Below are 15,037 nucleotides of genomic sequence, written 5' to 3' on the forward strand. Positions count from 1 at the left end.
CAGCCGCTATTCTCGCGGGCTACCTATAGCAATTGTGGGCTTTTAACAATCCTGCTTTGTGCCCGTTCCCCCGTTTTCGGCGTTTCTGACGCAAGTTTACGTATGAGTCGCAAGAAAGTGGTCTTTAAGCCCTTGTATAATCTTGCGCCCCTTGCCAGCTTTAGGCAAGAGAACGGATGACGATCTCTTCTAACTTGTAAGTCTGGGAGCTTTATGAATGACCACTGGCATGGATGATCGCCGCGACGCTTTTGAAAAGAAATTCGCGCTTGATGCGGAACTGCGCTTCAAGGCGGAGGCACGCCGCAACAAGCTTCTGGGACTCTGGGCCGCAGACCAGCTTGGCAAGAAGGATGCGGAAGCGGAAGCCTATGCCAAGGAAGTCGTTGCCGCTGACTTCGAGGAAGCTGGCGACGAGGATGTTTTCCGCAAGATCCGCGCCGACTTCGACGCTGCAGGCGTGAGCGTTGCGGACGAGGTCATCCGCGAGAAGATGTTTGCTTTCCTAGAGGAAGCCATTCGTCAGGTGAAGCAGGATTGATGAATAATTCAGGGCGGATGTGCCGGTGGCATTTCCGCCCTGAATTTATGAAATGAAGGAAATCCGAATGTCGTTGTCTTCGCGCCTTCGCGCCGGGGAAACAGTGCTCTCCGCATGGTCCTCGCTTCCTGAACCTCTGACTGTCGAAATTCTCGCCCATAGCGCTTTCGACGCCGTAACGCTCGACATGCAGCATGGCGGTCACGACGAGGCGAGCGTGCTTCGCTCGCTTGGCCTTATCCTGAATGCCGGCAAGCCGCCGGTCGTGCGCATTCCCGTCGGCCGTTTCGACATGGCAAGCCGCGCCCTCGATTTTGGCGCACAGGCGGTCATCGCTCCGATGATCAATTCCGTCGAGGATGCGCGACGGTTTGCAGCCGCAATGAAATATCCGCCAGTCGGCGAGCGCTCATGGGGCGTGTTCAGGGCCAATGCGGATTACGGCACGCCGGGTTCCAACGATTATCTGACGACCGCAAATCACGATACGCTTGCTTTCGCGATGATCGAAACGCGGGACGCCTATGATGCGCTGGATGCCATTTTGGACGTGCGCGGCATTGATGGCGTTTTCGTGGGGCCCGCGGATTTCTCGATCGCCTGGAGCAACGGGCGCGAAGCCAATCCGAACTCCGATGCGATTGTGGAGCCGATTGGCAATATTGCGCGCAAGGCAATCGCGGCTGGCAAGATTGCAGGCATTTATTCGCCGACCGCGGAATTTGCGCGCCGCTACATTCCGCTCGGCTTCCGCTTCCTGACGCTCAGCAATGACGGCGGCTATATCCGCCTTGCAGCAGAAACGCTGACGAAAGCAATTCGCAGCTAATTCAGCTCGAGCCATGAAAAGGAAAAGGCGGGCTCTCGGCCCGCCTTTTTAATTGGCGCAAGCATTAATGATGCTTTGGTGCCTGTAACTGCGTCATGAACTCGGCGAACACCATCGAGCCTTCCGGCCATGGTCCATGCCCGGATTCCGAGTTGATATGCCCGGATTCACCAGCATCGATCAGCATTGCGCCCCAATCCTTCACCACGTCTTCCGCGGCTTCGAAACTGGAGAAGGGATCGTTGCGGCTCACGACCGTAATCGTCGGGAACGGCAGGCGTTCACGCGGGTAGGGTCCGAACGTCATCAGGTGCTTGGGCCTGATCTTGTCGTTGGAAACATCCGGTGGGGCCACGAAAAAGGCACCTGCGACTTTGTGCTGGATATGCGGCACTGCATGAACGGCAGTTGCCACACCCAGCGAGTGCGCGACCAGAACGATGGGCCTCGTTGCCGCATTGGCAGCCTTGACCACTTCGCCGATCCAGTCTTCGCGAACAGGCTTCGACCATTCGGCCTGCTGCACGCGCCGCGCCGTGGAGAGTTTGCTCTCCCAGCGGGTCTGCCAGTGATCGGGGCCGGAATTGGTATAGCCGGGGATGATAAGGATATCTGCGTCTTTGACTTTCATGCCTCCCATTTAGAGGGGCTTTGTGGCTTCTTCAAGCGCTGCGTGTCGCGCGCATTGATAGAGGCGTGCGAATGATGAACAGGCTGTTCGCTGATCGCGATCTTGTGAAACATGCCGTAAATGGCGATGTTTACGCAAGATTTGAAACATGACGGAGAGGACGACATGGCAATCAGCAGACGCAAAATGCTCGGCGCGGCCGGGACTGCTTTTATGGCCAACATTCTTCCTGTTCGCGCAGAAATGCCGTCGAAGGAGAGCGATATGACACAGCATTTGAAAGCGGCGCCAGCCGAAACCGAGCGTCCGGTCGCTCCGCTTCCTTTCGCAATGACCACGCCGATGCGGGTCGCACGCGTCGGCCTCAAGGCGCGCGATGCCGAAACGCTGGCTGAATATTACCGCGACGTTGTCGGTTTGCGCGAGATGACCCGCCGCGGCGCGTCGATCGTGCTCGGGGCCGGTGATCGCGAACTGATGGAAATCGAGCAGTTTTCCGCAGCCAAGCCGGACGATCCACGCAGCGCCGGTCTCTATCACACCGCGTTTCTGCTGCCGACCCGTGGCGATCTCGCGCGCTGGTCGCGCCGCGCCATCGACAAGCAATTGCCGGTCAGCGGTGCGTCGGACCACAAGGTGAGCGAAGCCATCTACCTGACCGACCCTGAAGGCAACGGCATCGAAATCTATTCGGACCGTCCGAACAATGAGTGGCAATGGAACGGTGACCGTGTGGCCATGAGCACCGATCCGCTCGATGTCGGCAACCTCCTTGATGTCATCAAGAAGGAAGGCGGAGAGTGGACGGTTGCGCCGCAGAATACGGTGGTCGGCCATGTGCATCTGCGCGTTGGCAACGCACAGGAAGCCGAAACCTTCTGGCACAACGAACTTGGTCTCGAGACTGTCCAGACCTATGGCGACCGGGCGGTTTTCATGTCCACCGGGCGCTACCACCACCATATCGCAGCCAATGCCTGGCAGAGCGCCGGTGCCGGCAAGCGAGACATGGATCGTACCGGCCTTGCATGGGTTGAACTGGAAGATACGCGCGGCGGTAATGACAGCACATTTGTCGATCCGTGGGGCAATGTGGTCAACACGCTTAAAAAGAGCGCATGACGCTGCATAAAAAAGCCTCCCGTCAAAGGGAGGCTTTTGATATAGTTTCGTCATTATCCGGTTTCTGTTGTGTGAAGCCCATTCATGATAGCGGGACGCATTTCCAGGAAATGCCGTCAGAGCACACAGCGCATCCGTAATTTTGCGGCTGTCCGAGGCTGCATTTCGGGTCTTTTGAATAACATTCTTGCTCGCTGGCATACTGACAGAGCCGTGCTCCCATCTGGCCTGCCTTCTGCGATATCAAAACCACCTTTCGATGATTAAAAAGAGTGAGCTTTTGTGCAGGCGTACCAACAAGATAGCTGGCTGAAACAGGTGTAGTGGTCGGGCCGACGCCGGAACCGGCATATGCTCCGATTGCAGAAAGCGATGTAATAGCAATCATTATAGGAAGCAGATATTTCTTCATGAAAACCTCCCTTGGAGCCCGATCTGATTGAATCATATCCGGGCGCCAGCAGCTTGTTTTACGCGTATCCTGTTTCCAAAAACCGTTTCAAACGTTTCGGGATGCGCGCCGGAGGCCTTCAATATGCGCTCATTTGCACGCCTTCGCACCCGCAAGCCAGAAGGGGCAATTTATAGAACAGAAAAGCCCCCACGTTCAGAACATGCGGGCCTTGTCTTGTCGCCGAGCTCCCTCCCTCATCCTGAGGTGCGAAGCGAAGCCTCGAAGGACGAGGGCAGGCGGAGTATTTCCCTCAGCCCTTCGAGACGCCGTTTTCAACGGCTCCTCAGGGTGAGGGAGGGGTGGGCAGAGCCACTTCAACCGAAGACGCGCTTGAAAATCGTGTCCACATGCTTGGTGTGGTAGCCGAGATCGAACTTTTCGCGGATCTGGTCTTCGGAAAGAGCAGCGCGTACTTCCGCGTCGGCCAGCAGTTCCTCAAGGAAGTCGGCGCCCTGTTCCCACACCTTCATGGCATTGCGCTGCACGAGGCGATAAGCGTCCTCGCGCGACACGCCTGCCTGCGTCAGTGCCAGCAGAACGCGCTGCGAGTGCACCAGACCACGGAACTTGTTCATGTTTTTCAGCATGTTGTCCGGGTAGATCACCAGCTTTTCGATCACGCCAGCCAAACGGTTGAGAGCGAAATCGAGCGTGATGGTGGTGTCCGGACCGATGGCGCGTTCGACGCTCGAATGCGAAATATCGCGTTCGTGCCAGAGCGCCACGTTTTCCATCGCAGGCGTAACCGACATGCGCACCAGACGGGCAAGACCGGTCAGGTTTTCGGTCAGAACCGGGTTGCGCTTGTGCGGCATGGCGGACGAACCCTTCTGGCCCGGCGAGAAGAATTCTTCTGCTTCCAGAACTTCCGTGCGCTGCATGTGGCGGATTTCGATGGCGATATTTTCCATCGACGAGGCGATGACGCCAAGCGTTGCGAAGAACATCGCATGGCGGTCACGCGGGATGACCTGCGTCGAGACCGGCTCTGCCTCAAGGCCGAGCTTGGCGCAGACATACTCTTCCACGCGCGGATCGATATTGGCGAAAGTGCCGACAGCGCCGGAAATGGCACCGGTTGCGATTTCCGCACGCGCTGCAACGAGGCGGGCGCGGCCACGTGCCATTTCGGCATAGAAACGCGCAAAAGTCAGGCCCATGGTCGTCGGCTCGGCATGGATGCCATGGCTGCGGCCGATGCGCACCGTGTCCTTGTGCTCGAAGGCGCGCTTCTTCAGGGCTTCCAGCACGCGGTCCATGTCAGCGAGCAGCAGGTCGGCAGCGCGCACCAGCTGGACGTTGAGCGTCGTGTCGAGCACGTCCGATGAGGTCATGCCCTGATGCACGAAGCGGCTGTCCGGACCGATGAATTCGGCCAGATGCGTCAGGAAGGCGATGACGTCATGCTTGGTGACGGCCTCGATCTCATCGATGCGGGCGACGTCGAATTTTGCCACGCTCCCCTTTTCCCAGATGGTCTTTGCCGCGTCTTTTGGAATGACGCCCAGTTGCGCAAGCGCCTCGCAGGCATAGGCTTCGATCTCGAACCAGATGCGGAACTTCGTTTCGGGCGACCAGATGGCGACCATTTCAGGCCGGGAATAGCGCGGGATCATGGGTGCATCCTGTAGAAAGTGGGAGTTTAACGATTGCGGGCAGCTTCAGCCGCAGCGCGAATGGCGTCGATATTGGCGCGGTAGCTCTCGACCGAGTTGCCCTTGTAAACGGCAGAACCGGCCACGAGAATGTTGGCGCCAGCGGCAACAACCGAGCCTGCGGTTTCCGGCGTGATGCCGCCGTCAACTTCAATGTCGATAGGACGGTCGCCGACCATTTCGCGGACGCGCTTGATCTTGTCGAGCATCGGGGCGATGAATTTCTGGCCGCCAAAGCCAGGATTGACGGTCATGACGAGGACGAGATCGACATCTTCGATGACATTCGTCAGCGCTTCGGCAGGCGTTGCCGGATTGAGCGCCAGACCGGCCTTCTTGCCCAGGGCGCGGATCGATTGCAGCGAACGGTGCGTGTGCGGACCGGCTTCGGCATGAATTGTGATGAGATCGCAACCGGCATCGGCAAACGGCGCCAGATAAGGGTCGCAAGGCGCAATCATCAGGTGTGCGTCGAAGAATGCCTTGGTGCGCGGACGGATTGCCTTCACCACTTGCGGGCCGAAAGTGATGTTCGGCACGAAATGCCCGTCCATGACATCGATATGCACCCAATCGGCACCGGCTTCCAGCACGGCGTCGACTTCTTCGCCCAGACGGGCGAAATCGGCGGAAAGGATGGACGGGGCGATGGCGATGGGGCGCATATGTGATCTCCGTAACTTTGGCCAGCCCCTAGCACATGAGGGGCAGGAATCCTATCCCCAGCGCTTATGGAACCACATCCACTGGCCGGGATATTCGCGCACCCATGTCTCGACGGTATCGTTCAGAAGCTGTGCGGTTGCAGCTACATCGATCTCGCCCTTGTCGTCGCGCGGCAATTCCATGCGCTCGTAGAGTTCAAGCCGGTAGCGCCCGCCGGGAAGACGGATGCAACGCGCCGGATAGACGTCGCAATCATATTGCCGTGCAAGCTTGGCCAGAAGCGGATTGGTCTTTACGGGGCGGTTGAAGAAGGTTGACGGCACACCGCGGCGGAACTTCTGGTCCACCAGCATGCCGACATTGCCGCCTTCATCGAGGATATGCGCAAGCGACCAGGCAGCACCGGCTTTCGACGGCACCAGATGGCCCATATTGGTGCGGCGAGCCTTCAAAACCTTGTCGGCGATATAGGGATTGTTCGGCGGGCGGAACAGCGCCGTGACATTCAGGCCGAAAGTGGCGGCGCAAATCGGCAGAAGCTCGAAATTGCCGGTATGGGCGGTGAAGAAGATGTGCGGCTTCTTCTCGTCGCGCAGGCGCTCAAAAATCGGAATGCCTTCCACTTCGACCAGCCCCGGCGTGGTCGCATAGGGATCGAAATCGAAAACCGCGTCGAGGAAGATATATTCCGCGAAAAGGCGGGCCATGGAGTCCCACATCTCTCGAGCGATCTCTTCGATTTCAGCGTCGCTTTTCTCAGGATAGGCCTGACGCAGATTATCGGTCGCCACCTTGTGGCGCGGCGTCAGCGGCCCGATGAGCCGGGCCACCTTGGCCGAAAAGCTGATCGCTGCCTTCGCCGGGAAAAGGCGCAGCAGGCCAAGCAGCAGAAATACGGCCTGTGCCCAGAGCCAGTAGTTGAACTGCTTCAGCTTGCGGGTCCAGCGGAAGAGCAGAAGTTTCAGCTTGAACATCATGGAATTACGGCTCAGTCGATCTCAAGAATGATCTTGCCGAAGACGTCGCGGCCTTCCATGCGCTTCAGCGCCGTGTCGATATCGTTGAAGCCGACCACGGTGTCGATGACCGGATGCACGATGCCGCGCGCCATCTTCTGCATCGCATCGGCCATGTTTTCCATGCGGCAACCGAAGGAACCGAAAATCTTGAGCTGCTGCTGGAAGAGCTGCATCAGGTTCATATTGGTCGAAACACCCGAAGTCGAGCCGCAGGTGACGAGACGCGCACCGCGCTTCATGCAAAGCATCGAACCGGCCCAGGTATCCGCGCCCACATGCTCGAAGACGACATCGACGCCTTTCTTCTTGGTGAGCTTGCGCACCACACCTTCAAAACGGTCTTCGCGGTAATTGATGACATGATCGGCACCGAGCGCCTTGGCTTTCTCGATCTTGTCATTGGAACCGACAGTAGTGATGACTGTGCAGCCCATCTTCTTGGCAAGCTGAATTGCCGCTGTGCCGATGCCGGAACCGCCGGCCTGCACGAGCACGGTTTCGCCTGGCTCAAGCTTGGCATTGTCGAACAGCATGTGTTCGACCGTACCGAACGTAACCGGCGCAACGGCTGCGCCGATGGCATCGACGCCGGGAGGTGCGGGAACGAGCAGACGGGCAGGCAGGTTCACCGCTTCGCAGGCAAAGCCGTCCAGATGGAAACCATGCACGCCGCCGACATGCTCGCACAGATTATCGCGGCCTTCGCGACAGGCGCGGCAGAGACCACAGGTGCGCGCGCCATAGATCGACACAAGCTGGCCGGGTAGGAGATTGGAAACGCCCGGACCGACGGCATCGACAATGCCGGAGGCTTCCGCGCCGATGACGAGCGGCATCTTGCGCTTGGCAAACGCCATGCCGCGCCAGCCCCATACGTCGATGTGGTTGAGCGCGACGGCCTTGATGCGTACCGTCACCTCGCCGATGCCGGGGGCAGGCGGAGGTGTGATATCGGTGATTTCAAGGCGGCGATCATCAAGAAGCTGCAAGGCGCGCATGGGCTGTTCCTTTCATGGCATGATCCCGGAGAGCTTCCGCCTTCCGGGATCATCAGGAATTTAAGTTCGTTGCCGGACGGATTAATTCGGATTTGCCGCCAAAACAAGGCTCGTATTCTGTCCGCCGAAACCGAACGAGTTGGAAAGCACGGCAGAAACCTCCGCCTGACGCTTCACATTCGGCACAACATCAAGCGGGATAGCCGGGTCCGGATTGTCATAGTTGATGGTCGGCGGTAATGTGCCGGTCTGGATCGTCAGCAGCGAGAAGACAGCTTCGATGGCCCCGGCAGCGGTCAGCGTATGGCCGATCATCGACTTGTTGGAGGAAACCGGAATGGATGCCAGCTTTTCACCGAATACGGACGAAAGCGCCAGATATTCCATCTTGTCGTTTTCCGGCGTCGAGGTGCCGTGGGCATTGATGTAGGAAATCTGGTCTTCGGTGAGACCGGCATCCGCAAGGGCGGCGCGCACCGTGCCGATGGCAGGCGAGGCATCCGGCTTGGAACGGGTGCGGTGGAAGTCATCGGCCTTTTCGCCGCAACCGGCCAGAATGCCCAGAACCTTCGCGCCACGGGCGACAGCGCTTTCGAGCGATTCCATCACCAGTGCACCGGAACCTTCCGACATGGCGAAGCCGTCACGGTCCTTGGAAAAGGGCTTGGAAGCCTTTTCCGGCTTGTCGTTCTGGGTGGAAAGGGCGGAGAGCAACGAGAAGCGAATGAGCGCTTCGGCGGAGACGGAACCGTCGGTTCCGATAGAGAGAACCCGGTCGCTTTCGCCGCGACGGATGGCTTCGACGCCAAGCTGGATCGCGGTTGCGCCGGAGGCACATGCGGTCGACAGCGTGATCGGCAGGCCACGCGTGCCAAAGGCTTCCGACAGGCGTTCGGCGATATAGCCGAACTGGGTCGTGTTGAAGAGTTCGTCCTGACGCGCACGACGGCAGGCTTCCAGCAGAAGCTGATAGCTTGCCGGGCCTTCGTTCTTCACAGTCGCATCAAGTGCAAACCGGCTTTTCCAGTCGAGTTCGACCGGTGGAGCTGCCAGAAACAGCGGGCCGCCGAAATCCGTCGAAGAAAGACCGGACTGGGCGAGGGCTTCCTCACCGGCGAGCCGCGCCAGAGCTTCGGAAAGCGCCGATGCGCCCACATCGCTTTCCGGCAGGAAATCGACCGTGCCGGAAAAGCGCGTATTCAGATTGTCGGTTGGAAAGCGGGTGATGGTGTGGATGCCCGATTTGCCGCTGGTCAATGCAGCCCAGTTGTCTTCCTTGCCCTGACCGAGCGAGGAAACCACGCCAGCGCCGGTGATGGCGACAATGGGACGGCCGAGATGGTCTGTATATTTCGTCATCTTATACTCTCACCAGCTTTGCTGCGCCTTCGGCGCGCGTAGCGCCGACGATGGTGACAATTGCTTCGCTGACAGGGCCGCCGGCGTCCTTTTCGGAGGCATCGAGCGGCGCGAAAGCTTCACCCTTCCAGACGGAAATAGCTGCAAGCGCCAGCGCCAGCGGGAACTGCGCCTCACGCAAATGGCCGGTCAGGCCGGAAATGCCGCGATAGGATGCCGAGAGAGCGTCCAGCGCGGTTTTCTCCGCGGCGGTCGCCGCATGGGCACCGGAAGCACCGGAAACAACATAGGATGGGTTCTTGCCGTCATTGGCGGCAAGCACGAGTTCGCGGATGGCGTTTGCAAGGTCGGCATTGTCGCGGCGGATTTGCGCGCTTTCAATTGCGGCTACTTCCGCATAGGCGCGGGCGCCGCGCTTTGCGGCGTGATCGGCGCTTTCCAGAACGAGGAAGACGCCGCCGGAGCCGGAAACCATCCCGCCGCCTGCCGAACCGTCGCGCTGCCAGAGCGGAGCCCAGCCGTCATGCTTGAGCAGGCCGCCAAGCTCGTGGCCGAGAATCATGTCGAAATGTTCGGCATTGTAGGAACCGCCAACCAGCGCATGGGTGCTCTGGCCGGTGCGGATGCGTGCGGCTGCGGTTTCGATGGCCGAAAGGCCGGAACCTTCTTCGCCCATGAAGGTGCGCGAGGAACCTGTGACCTTGTGCACGATGGAAATATTGCCTGCGAGCAGGTTGGAAAGCTGGGCCAGAAACAGCGTCGGGCGAAGTTCGGTCGAGAGCTTCTCGTTCAGCATGACACCGCGGTCGTTGCGGACGCGGCCTTCATCCAGAATCTGCATGTCGACGGTGATGTCGCGTTCCCCGCCACCGGCGCCCACGACCATATCCATGGTCGCGCAGAGCGCTTCATCGTCCTTCATGCCAGCATCCTGAAGCGCCAGTCCTGCCGCGTAGGTGCCGAGGCGCTGCCAGGTTTCCATCTGGCGCTGGTCGCCGCGCTTCGGAATTTGCAGGCTCCAGTCCACTTCACCCAACGGGTGAACGGTGTAGGGCGCAAAGGCTTCCTTTTCGAGACGCGGTTCAGAACCCGCCTTCGAGAAAGCGTTCCAGTGCGCATCGACCCCTTCGCCGAGCGAGGAGATGATGCCGATGCCTGTGATGACGACTTTATTGTTCTGCATGGGTGCCGTTTGTCCGTCGGTGCTGAGACTGCTCCAGAAACGGAATCAGGGCGAACATTTCTGTCCACCCCTCAATACCGCCATATAATGTGCCGGATCAGCCTTTCTTGGCTGCGACCAGCTCGTCGATTTTCGCGCAGAGGTTCTTGAGAACGAAATATTCTTCGGTCGGAACCTTGCCTTCGTTCACTTCCTGGGTCCACTGCTCAAGCGGAATCTTGATGCCGAAAGCCTTGTCGATGGCGAAGACGATGTCGAGGAAGTCGAGGCTGTCGATGCCCAGATCGTCGATGGTGTGGCTGTCTGGCGTGATGGTGTCACGGTCGATTTCACTGGTTTCGGCGATGATGTCGGCGACTTTGTCAAAAGTAGAGGACAAGTTTCGATTCCTTTATTCATGGCGGTGCCACAGTTGGCACGCATCTGACTGTTTGCGCGTGTCTAGCGTTTTTCCGGTGATAGGGAAAGTCATAATACTTTCATAAGCACCGGTCTGTCGAAAGCGCATATAAGGCGCGCAACATGCGAAGCGCAACATAAAGGCAAACTCTTGTTTTGGAAATATTCTCAAAACCGAGTTATTGCGATGCGGTCAGGGCTCGTTCCTGACCCGCCTGATAAAGTACCACAGACCGACCGCGGCGCAGGCTAACATGACGATCGCCAGCGCGTATTGCACGGGGCCGTTTCCTGTCACAATTGCCGCAAGGCCCGATGCCGCACTCCCCATTGTGCCGAGAGCTTCCGGGTGCATCAGGGCGGATGTAAAGGCCGTATCGCCTTGGCGCGCTTTGGGGGCGATAGCTTGCGGAGGGGCGGCCGGAGGGTCAAGCGGTGACGCGGCGGCGAGAGTGAGCGCGCGGGCACGCACCCGCTCGACACGCGCAAGCCAGCCTTTTCCGAAGGTCGATGCCGTCGACAGGCCCTTCAGCCAGGATGCGCGGGCGTCGCACAAGGCATTGATGACTTCGTCAGCGGAACGCTGGTTCGTAGCCGCGACCGTTTTTGCGCCAATCACGCCATCCTCAGGCACACCAAGAATGCCTTGCAGCATTTTTGCAGCGCGTCCGGGCCCGGAATTGACTGCGAAGTCGAACACCGCGTAGTCGATGCCGGAAGGCAGGCTGTCTCCGTCGATCTTGTTCCAGAATTGCGCCTGGTAGATTTTCGTGGCGGTGGCTTGCGTCAGGTTCTTTACGTCTTCGGGCGATACGCGATGCCCCTCCCATGCAGACAGGGTGGCGATGGTGATGCCCATATTGGTTGCGCCGCCGGGATCAGCGGGATTGTTTACATAACCGCCTTCTTCACTAAAAATATAAGGCATGACTTTCTGAAAATTCGACTTCATTTGAAAAGCCTCTAATTTAGTCTTTAATGATAATAATCAATATTTTACATGGCATGATAACATCAGTCCCCGACGGGAAAATAGTCCGAAGTTTATCTGTTATTTTGTGCGATCAAGTTTTGTTCAAAATCATTATTTGAGCAGCTTACATCTTGCGTCCCGCGCATGGATGCGGATTCATGGGCAACTCAACGCTGCAGTTACAGGCGGGCAAAAGTGGATTCGGAAATCTTTGGACATGCACCGGACGGGCAGGCGGTTCACCGGCTCACAATCTCCAACGGACCGCTGACGGCCAAAATCATAAGCTGGGGCGCGGCTATCCAGGATCTGCGCATGGAGGGGCACGCAGCCCCCCTTGTGATCGGCTATCGCGACTTTGCCGACTACCCGGCGCATTCGCCGCATCTGGGTGCGATTGCAGGCCGTTCAGCCAATCGTATCCGCAATGCCCGCTTTGAACTGGACGGAACGACCTACGAGGTCGAACCGAATTTTCAGGGCCGCCACAACCTGCATGGCGGCAGCAAGGGATTGGGCAATCGCGTCTGGAAGATAACCGGAACGGGGCCGGATTTCGTGACGCTTGCGACGGTGGCCGCAGACGGCGAAATGGGCTTTCCCGGCAATCTGAATGTAAGCTGCACCTACATGCTCAATGCGGACGGAACCCTCATTGTGCGGCTGGAGGCAGTGACCGACAAGCCGACCGTGTGCAACCTGCTGCATCACAGCTACTTCAATCTCGATGATGGCGGCCAGGGCGATATTCTCGATCACCAGCTTAAAATCGAGGCCGATGCCTATATGCCGGTCGACGAAGCTCTCATTCCAGACGGACGCGTGCTGCCGGTCAAGGGGACGCCGTATGATTTCCGTGAGTTCCGCCCGATTCGCTTCGAGGAGAACGGCGCTCAGGTCCAGTATGACAGTAATTTCTGCCTGGCGGCTGCTCGCGGGCCATTGCGCCCCTGCGCGTCGGTGAAGGGCGCGCGCTCCGGCATCCGCCTCGATATTTCGACGACAGAACCGGGCGTTCAATTCTACGCGGGCAACACCATGGCCAATGACTGCATCGGCCTTATGGGCAAGCCTTATGGAAAACATGCGGGCTTCTGCCTGGAGCCGCAGATATGGCCCGGATCGCTGGAATATCCTTACTTCCCACAGGCAATATTGCGTCCGGGCGAGATTTACGCCCAGACCAGCCATTTCAGCTTTTCGCGTAAAGAATAATCAGTCTGCGAAGGCGGCGCGTGCGGTTTCCATCGGGGCAAGCGCGCCGCGTATCTCGACCACGCGGGCTGCAACCAGATGCGCCTTGCGGGCTGCCTCCACCGGGGCAAGCCCGTTCAGGCGCGCTGCGAGATAGGCACCGTTGAAACTGTCGCCTGCGCCCGTCGTGTCGACTGCCTGTGCCGCGACTGATGGCACCAGCACTTTTTCATCGCCCGTGATAACGAGGGCGGGTTCCGTGCCGTCCTTGACGACGATCTCTTTTACGCCAAGCCCGGCAAGGCGATCCGCGCAGGCTTGGGCGTCCTTGTCGCCGAAGAGCGCCTGTTCGTCTGGGAAGGTGGGCAGCGCAATATCGGCGATGCGCATTGCTTCGCTGATGATGTCCTGCGCGGCCTTGCGGTCCGGCCACAGCTGGTGGCGGAAATTCGGGTCGAAGGCGATCCGCGAACCCGCGGCGCGGCATTGCCGCAGGACGTCGAAGAACGTTTCGCGATGCTCGGGCAGAATGATAGCAACCGAAATACCCGAAAAATAGATGATGTCGCGGCCTGTCAGGCTTTTTTCCAGGGCTTCGCGATCGCTGGCGAGACGCCTTGCGGCGGCGTCGCTCCGCCAATAGGTGAAGGAGCGCTCGGCACCGTTGAGCGTGATTGCGTAAAGGCCAGGATGCAGCCCGTCGATGATGGGGCTATGGGCGATACCGATACCGTTGGAGGTCAGGAACACGCGCTGTTTCTGGGAAAAGCTGTCCTCGCCAAAGGCAGACACATATTCCACCGGGTAGGACTTTTCCATCAGCGCCCGCATGTACCACGCAGTGTTCAGCGTATCGCCCGCAAAACCCATGCGCCACTGGTCGCCTTCATTGCCAGAAAGCTCGATCATGCACTCGCCGATAGACGCAAATCCGCCCATTTCAGTCTCCTCACTTTCAATGGGACTAACGCCTATACTAATTTGCCGCTATGTAAAATTGGTTTGTCGGCATTTCGCTTCTGTCATCTGGCCTTTATCGACTTGCCACATTCATTGTGTATGCATCCGCCGACCGCATCGCTCTCAAAAAGGGACAGCTTTCCGGAAGTGCGATGCATTGCCTGATATTTATGGAGTTCCGCTGACGTCGTGTCGCGAACCTCGCCTGGAGCGGTTCCTGTGTTAACGGAATCGTTGGAACCGCTCTAACTGTTTGTTTTTGCCGCATTTCCGAACGCAAAACCGTTTCACACTTTTGCTGGAAATGCTCTAAGGATTTGACATGCGTTACGCGATCTATTTCACGCCGCCGTCCAACGATGCGCTTTTGAAGGTTGCCGCAAACTGGCTCGGGCGCAACGCGTTCAGCGGCGAGCCGGTGAAGATGCCGGCGATTCGCTCGCTCGCGACCGATGAGATCGTCCGGCTGACCGAAGAGCCGCGCCGCTACGGATTTCATGCGACGATGAAGGCTCCTTTCCGTCTGGATGAAAAACACACCGAAAACGACCTGCTTTCGGCTTTGATGCATTTCGCATCGTCGTCATCGCCCGTCATCATTCCCCGCCTGAAGCTGCACGCGATAGGACCGTTTTTCGCGCTTGTACCGGAAGAACCCGTGGCCGAGTTGAACCAGCTTGCCAACGATGTCGTGGTTGCCTTCGACCGGTTTCGTGCGCCGCTCAATGAGGATGAAATTGCGAAGCGACGGCCGGAACGTCTCAGCGAGGCACAGCGACACAATATCGAGCGCTGGGGCTATCCCTATGTCTTTGAGGAGTTCCGCTTTCATATGACCCTGACCGGTCCCGTGGAAGAGAAAGACCGCCCGCGGGTGGAGCGAACACTGGATGAATTCTTCACGCCGCTGCTGGACGATGCTGTGGAGGTTGCGAATCTCGCTTTGTTCGTGGAACCTGAGAAGGGAGCGCCTTTCGAGATTCATTCGCTGCATCCCCTGACCGGTGGCACGGCAGCGCCTGCCCGGACCTCACGAGCGGTTGGGAGGCCGTAA

General features: G+C 58.5%; 16 protein-coding genes. 5 read left to right on the forward strand and 11 right to left on the reverse strand.

Going from position 1 to position 15,037, the window contains the following annotated elements:
* Positions 1–217 precede the first annotated feature (217 nt).
* Both J9800_RS05790 and J9800_RS05795 read left to right on the forward strand, forming a co-directional pair.
* On the forward strand, positions 218–541 hold the full coding sequence (locus J9800_RS05790; RefSeq protein ID WP_112587910.1) for a DUF1476 domain-containing protein: 324 nt from the start codon (positions 218–220) through the stop codon (positions 539–541).
* A gap of 61 nt (positions 542–602) precedes the next feature.
* Positions 603–1,370, forward strand: a complete 768-nt coding sequence (locus J9800_RS05795) for an HpcH/HpaI aldolase family protein (protein WP_205315914.1) — start codon at positions 603–605, stop codon at positions 1,368–1,370.
* A gap of 64 nt (positions 1,371–1,434) precedes the next feature.
* On the opposite strand, the gene J9800_RS05800 is transcribed toward J9800_RS05795, so the two are convergent.
* A complete protein-coding gene (locus tag J9800_RS05800; protein ID WP_112588354.1) occupies positions 1,435–2,001 on the reverse strand; it encodes an alpha/beta hydrolase in 567 nt (188 codons plus the stop codon).
* A gap of 165 nt (positions 2,002–2,166) precedes the next feature.
* On the opposite strand from J9800_RS05800, the gene J9800_RS05805 reads away from it, so the two are divergent.
* Entirely contained in the window at positions 2,167–3,123 is a 957-nt protein-coding gene (locus tag J9800_RS05805; RefSeq protein ID WP_502696716.1) for a VOC family protein, read from the forward strand.
* A gap of 82 nt (positions 3,124–3,205) precedes the next feature.
* On the opposite strand, the gene J9800_RS05810 is transcribed toward J9800_RS05805, so the two are convergent.
* From J9800_RS05810 to J9800_RS05850, 9 genes are all read right to left on the reverse strand, one after another.
* Positions 3,206–3,535, reverse strand: coding sequence for a hypothetical protein (locus tag J9800_RS05810; RefSeq protein ID WP_112587912.1), 330 nt, complete (start codon positions 3,533–3,535; stop codon positions 3,206–3,208).
* Positions 3,536–3,891: 356 nt separating this feature from the next.
* Complete coding sequence (purB, locus tag J9800_RS05815) at positions 3,892–5,193, reverse strand: adenylosuccinate lyase (RefSeq protein ID WP_112587913.1); 1,302 nt, start codon at positions 5,191–5,193, stop codon at positions 3,892–3,894.
* Positions 5,194–5,219: 26 nt separating this feature from the next.
* Positions 5,220–5,897 carry a ribulose-phosphate 3-epimerase gene (gene rpe / locus J9800_RS05820; protein ID WP_112587914.1) on the reverse strand — a complete coding sequence of 226 codons (678 nt, stop codon included), beginning with the start codon at positions 5,895–5,897 and terminating at the stop codon, positions 5,220–5,222.
* A gap of 51 nt (positions 5,898–5,948) precedes the next feature.
* On the reverse strand, positions 5,949–6,875 hold the full coding sequence (locus J9800_RS05825) for a lipid A biosynthesis lauroyl acyltransferase (RefSeq protein WP_114215547.1): 927 nt from the start codon (positions 6,873–6,875) through the stop codon (positions 5,949–5,951).
* 11 nt (positions 6,876–6,886) lie between these two features.
* Positions 6,887–7,915 carry a zinc-binding dehydrogenase gene (locus J9800_RS05830; protein WP_100651182.1) on the reverse strand — a complete coding sequence of 343 codons (1,029 nt, stop codon included), beginning with the start codon at positions 7,913–7,915 and terminating at the stop codon, positions 6,887–6,889.
* 81 nt (positions 7,916–7,996) lie between these two features.
* Entirely contained in the window at positions 7,997–9,274 is a 1,278-nt protein-coding gene (locus tag J9800_RS05835) for a beta-ketoacyl-ACP synthase (RefSeq protein ID WP_112587917.1), read from the reverse strand.
* Between the two features lies 1 nt (position 9,275).
* A complete protein-coding gene (locus J9800_RS05840; protein ID WP_112587919.1) occupies positions 9,276–10,457 on the reverse strand; it encodes a beta-ketoacyl-ACP synthase in 1,182 nt (393 codons plus the stop codon).
* A gap of 97 nt (positions 10,458–10,554) precedes the next feature.
* Complete coding sequence (locus tag J9800_RS05845; protein WP_006466638.1) at positions 10,555–10,836, reverse strand: acyl carrier protein; 282 nt, start codon at positions 10,834–10,836, stop codon at positions 10,555–10,557.
* 213 nt (positions 10,837–11,049) lie between these two features.
* The gene (locus J9800_RS05850) at positions 11,050–11,808 is read right to left on the reverse strand and encodes a glycoside hydrolase family 108 protein (protein WP_112587921.1); all 759 of its coding nucleotides are present in this window, start codon (positions 11,806–11,808) and stop codon (positions 11,050–11,052) included.
* 216 nt (positions 11,809–12,024) lie between these two features.
* Between J9800_RS05850 and J9800_RS05855 the strand changes: the two genes are divergently transcribed.
* Entirely contained in the window at positions 12,025–13,044 is a 1,020-nt protein-coding gene (locus J9800_RS05855) for an aldose epimerase family protein (protein WP_114215546.1), read from the forward strand.
* On the opposite strand, the gene J9800_RS05860 is transcribed toward J9800_RS05855, so the two are convergent.
* Complete coding sequence (locus J9800_RS05860) at positions 13,045–13,962, reverse strand: sugar kinase (protein WP_114215545.1); 918 nt, start codon at positions 13,960–13,962, stop codon at positions 13,045–13,047.
* Between the two features lie 343 nt (positions 13,963–14,305).
* Between J9800_RS05860 and J9800_RS05865 the strand changes: the two genes are divergently transcribed.
* A complete protein-coding gene (locus tag J9800_RS05865; protein ID WP_114215544.1) occupies positions 14,306–15,037 on the forward strand; it encodes a DUF1045 domain-containing protein in 732 nt (243 codons plus the stop codon).

The sequence above is a fragment of the Ochrobactrum sp. AP1BH01-1 genome (genome assembly GCF_018066705.1).
Lineage (GTDB): Bacteria > Pseudomonadota > Alphaproteobacteria > Rhizobiales > Rhizobiaceae > Brucella.

What these genes read in the sequence shown, in the direction of transcription:
- J9800_RS05790 (WP_112587910.1), top strand. Translation starts at nt 218, where the DNA reads ATGACCACTGGCATGGATGATCGCCGCGACGCTTTTGAAAAGAAATTC.
- J9800_RS05800 (WP_112588354.1), bottom strand. Translation starts at nt 2,001, where the DNA reads ATGAAAGTCAAAGACGCAGATATCCTTATCATCCCCGGCTATACCAAT.
- J9800_RS05805 (WP_502696716.1), top strand. Translation starts at nt 2,167, where the DNA reads ATGGCAATCAGCAGACGCAAAATGCTCGGCGCGGCCGGGACTGCTTTT.
- J9800_RS05810 (WP_112587912.1), bottom strand. Translation starts at nt 3,535, where the DNA reads ATGAAGAAATATCTGCTTCCTATAATGATTGCTATTACATCGCTTTCT.
- purB (WP_112587913.1), bottom strand. Translation starts at nt 5,193, where the DNA reads ATGATCCCGCGCTATTCCCGGCCTGAAATGGTCGCCATCTGGTCGCCC.
- rpe (WP_112587914.1), bottom strand. Translation starts at nt 5,897, where the DNA reads ATGCGCCCCATCGCCATCGCCCCGTCCATCCTTTCCGCCGATTTCGCC.
- J9800_RS05825 (WP_114215547.1), bottom strand. Translation starts at nt 6,875, where the DNA reads ATGATGTTCAAGCTGAAACTTCTGCTCTTCCGCTGGACCCGCAAGCTG.
- J9800_RS05830 (WP_100651182.1), bottom strand. Translation starts at nt 7,915, where the DNA reads ATGCGCGCCTTGCAGCTTCTTGATGATCGCCGCCTTGAAATCACCGAT.
- J9800_RS05835 (WP_112587917.1), bottom strand. Translation starts at nt 9,274, where the DNA reads ATGACGAAATATACAGACCATCTCGGCCGTCCCATTGTCGCCATCACC.
- J9800_RS05840 (WP_112587919.1), bottom strand. Translation starts at nt 10,457, where the DNA reads ATGCAGAACAATAAAGTCGTCATCACAGGCATCGGCATCATCTCCTCG.
- J9800_RS05850 (WP_112587921.1), bottom strand. Translation starts at nt 11,808, where the DNA reads ATGAAGTCGAATTTTCAGAAAGTCATGCCTTATATTTTTAGTGAAGAA.
- J9800_RS05860 (WP_114215545.1), bottom strand. Translation starts at nt 13,962, where the DNA reads ATGGGCGGATTTGCGTCTATCGGCGAGTGCATGATCGAGCTTTCTGGC.
- J9800_RS05865 (WP_114215544.1), top strand. Translation starts at nt 14,306, where the DNA reads ATGCGTTACGCGATCTATTTCACGCCGCCGTCCAACGATGCGCTTTTG.